The organism is Streptomyces phytophilus, from assembly GCF_013870535.1.
In the GTDB taxonomy this organism is placed as follows: domain Bacteria; phylum Actinomycetota; class Actinomycetes; order Streptomycetales; family Streptomycetaceae; genus Streptomyces; species Streptomyces phytophilus.
The window spans coordinates 1-3,236 of the sequence record NZ_JACBXC010000684.1; the positions used below are offsets into that span (position 1 = coordinate 1).

Below are 3,236 nucleotides of genomic sequence, written 5' to 3' on the forward strand. Positions count from 1 at the left end.
TCGCGGGCTCGGCGGCGCCCCGGCCGCATGGGTACGGCACGTGGAGCCGCTGCCGCAGTGGGTTCCGGCGGTCGCGGACTCCTGACGGGCCCGGGGAACGGGACGACCCGGTGGCCCCGCCCCGCTACTGGCGGGGCCACCGGCTTTCGGGGGCGCCGTCTCAGGCGACGCCCGGTCCCGCCGTGCCGGACAGGGCGTCGAGGTCGGTCTTGCGCACCTTGATGGCGACCACCGCGACGACCACGGCGAGCAGCACCATGACCGTGGCCGCGACGAACCCCATGGACATGCCCTCCGCGAGCACCTTCTGCCCCCACGGCGGGGGCAGCTCGCCGGTCTTCTCGAAGACCGCCTTCTGGTCGGGCGTGGCCTGCGCCATGAACGACGGCAGCTGCTCCTTCGCCTCGTCCCTGCTGGCCGTGCCGAACACGGTGGTCAAAATGGACAGGCCGAGCGAACCGCCCACCTGCTGGGTGGCGTTGAGCAGGCCGGAGGCGGCGCCCGCCTCCTCCAGCGCGACGCCGGAGACGGCGGTGATGGTGAGCGTCACGAAGTTCATGCCCATGCCGAAGCCGAAGACGATCTCGGGTCCGAACACCCCGCCCATGAACGTGCTGTCGGTGTCCAGGAACACCAGCCAGCCCATGCCGACCGCGGTGATGAGCGAGCCGCCGACCATGAACGGCTTGGGCCCGAGCACCGGCAGGAACCGCTGCGCGAGGCCCGCGCTGGCGACGATCGCCACCGTGATCGGCAGGAACGCCACGCCCGCCTTGATCGGGCTGTAGCCGAGGACGTTCTGCGCGAACAGCACGAGGTAGAAGAAGATGCCGAACATGGCCGCGGCCAGGCTCAGCATGATCACGTACGTGCCGGAGCGGTTGCGGTCGGCGAACATCTTCAGCGGCGTGATGGGATCCTTCGCGCTGCGCTCGACGAAGACGAACGCCACGAGCAGGATCACCGCCGCCGCGAACGAGCCTATCGTCAGGCTGTCGCGCCAGCCCTCCTCGGCGGCGCGGATGAACCCGTAGACGAGCGCGGCCATGCCGAGGGTCGACGTCAGCGCGCCGGAGATGTCGAAGCGCCCGGGGTGCCGCTCCGACTCGTTGATGTACAGCGGGACGGCGGCGATGATCAGCACGCCGATGGGGACGTTGACGAAGAGCACCCAGCGCCAGTCGAGCCACTCGGTCAGCATGCCGCCGGCGAGCAGGCCGATGGCGCCGCCGCCCGCCGAGACCGCCGCGAACACGCCGAACGCCCGGTTGCGCTCGGGACCTTCGGGGAACGTGGTGGTGACGAGCGCGAGCGAGGTGGGTGAGGCGATGGCCCCGCCGACGCCCTGCAGCGCGCGGGCCAGGAGCAGCTGCCACGGCTCCTGTGCGAAGCCGCCGAGCAGGGAGGCGACGATGAACAGTCCGATGCCGAAGGAGAAGACGCGGCGGCGGCCGAGGATGTCCCCGGCCCTGCCGCCGAGGAGCAGGAGACCGCCGAAGGTCAGGGTGTATGCGCTGACGACCCAGGTCAGGCCGGTGGTGGAGAAGTCCAGATCGCTCTGGATGTGTGGGAGGGCGATGTTCACGATCGTCGCGTCGAGCACGACCATCAGCTGACAGGCGGCGATGATGACGAGCGCCATGTTGCGCTGGTCGCCACGAGGAGCCTTGCCCGTCTCCCGCCCCTTCGCTAGTTGAGAGGTTGTCACCATGTTCCCCATACATGTGAAATAGTGAACGGTAGCGTTCACTGATGAGCTGAGCGTAGGCGCCCCCGTGAGGGAACGCAAGCGTTCACTATGGCCGCTAATGGAGAGACCGATATGGGTAGTTCGCACCGGACCGCTCCCGGAGCGTGCACCGAGACCAGCCAGAGCCAGGCGGGCGGAGTACGCCGCCGGGGCGACGTACTCGAACGCGCCATCCTGGACGCCGCCCTCGAACAGCTCGGCGCCGCCGGCTGGAAGGGCCTGACGATCGAGGGAGTCGCCGCCCGCGCACAGACCGGGAAGGCCGCCGTCTACCGGCGGTGGGCGTCGAAGGCGGAACTCGTCCAGGACGCGCTACGGGCCGGCGTGCCGCCGCTGGAGACGCAGCCCGACCGCGGCAGCCTGCGCGCCGACCTCACCGAGTTCTGCCGCTCGCTGCGCGATCGGATGTACTCCAGCGGCGGCCAGGCGCTGCGCGCCGTGCTCGACGAGTGCGACCGCGAGCAGGCCGAGCAGTTCCACGAGGTGATCATGGGACAGATCATCGACCCGGGCAAGGCGCTCATCGCGGAACTGCTGCGCCGGGGCGTCGAACGGGGCGACGTGCGCCCGGAGGTGAACGGGGACCTGGTGCTGGACGTGCTCCCGGCCATGATGATGTACCGCCACAAGACCACCGGCCGGGACCTCAGCGAACAGGACATGGACGAGATGGTCGACCAGGTGATGGTGCCGCTGCTGCAAGCGGAGTGACGGCGGGGCGGCGCACGGGGGCCGCACGGGCGGGCGCGAGGGGCCCGGGCCCGGGTCGTAAGCTGGCCTTGTGAGTCCCTACGAGCCGCCCACCCACCGCGTCGAGCGCTCCTTGCGCGCCACCACCGGCGCCAAGGTCGTCGCGGGCGTCGACGAGGTCGGCAGGGGTGCGTGGGCCGGGCCGGTCACCGTGTGCGCGGCCGTCACCGGCCTGCGCCGCGCGCCCGAAGGGCTCACGGACTCCAAGCTGTTGACGGTCAAGCGGCGCGAGGAACTGGCCGCCGAGCTGACGGGCTGGGTCACCGCGCACGCGCTGGGCCACGCCTCGTCGCAGGAGATCGACGAACTGGGGATGACGGCGTGCCTGCGGCTCGCCGCCGGCCGGGCGCTGGAGGCGCTGCCCGTACGGCCGGACGCCGTCATCCTCGACGGCAAGCACGACTACCTCGGGACGCCCTGGCGGGTCCGTACGGTGATCAAGGGCGACCAGTCGTGCGTCGCGGTCGCCGCCGCGTCCGTGCTCGCCAAGGTCCACCGCGACGCCCGCATGGCCGAACTGGGCGCCGAGCGGGCCGAGTACGGGCCGTACGCGTTCGGCGACAACGCCGGCTACCCCTCGCCCGTGCACCGCGCCGCTCTCCAGGAGTACGGGCCCACCGGCCTGCACCGGCTCTCCTGGGCGTACATGGACGCGCTGGACAAGTGGCAGCACCTGAAGCGGCCGCGGCTCGCGCCCGAGGCCGCGGAGCTGGAGGCGGCCGGGCAGCTGGGGCTG

Annotated in this window: 3 protein-coding genes; 2 read left to right on the forward strand and 1 reads right to left on the reverse strand. The window is 71.3% G+C overall.

What is annotated here, in order from left to right; all coding sequences use genetic code 11:
* Positions 1-160: 160 nt before the first annotated feature.
* Positions 161-1,708, reverse strand: a complete 1,548-nt coding sequence (locus tag H5J30_RS23500) for an MFS transporter (protein WP_181789364.1) — start codon at positions 1,706-1,708, stop codon at positions 161-163.
* Positions 1,709-1,822: 114 nt separating this feature from the next.
* Here H5J30_RS23500 and H5J30_RS23505 point away from each other — a divergent pair, with 114 nt between their 5' ends.
* Both H5J30_RS23505 and rnhB read left to right on the forward strand, forming a co-directional pair.
* The gene (locus tag H5J30_RS23505; protein WP_181789362.1) at positions 1,823-2,461 is read left to right on the forward strand and encodes a TetR/AcrR family transcriptional regulator; all 639 of its coding nucleotides are present in this window, start codon (positions 1,823-1,825) and stop codon (positions 2,459-2,461) included.
* Positions 2,462-2,531: 70 nt separating this feature from the next.
* Positions 2,532-3,236, forward strand: a 705-nt coding sequence (gene rnhB, locus H5J30_RS23510) for a ribonuclease HII (RefSeq protein ID WP_181789363.1), incomplete at its 3' end; no start/stop codon positions are given.

Bases quoted from the DNA above. Each gene is read 5' to 3' on its own strand.
- H5J30_RS23505 (WP_181789362.1), top strand. From the start codon at position 1,823: ATGGGTAGTTCGCACCGGACCGCTCCCGGAGCGTGCACCGAGACCAGC.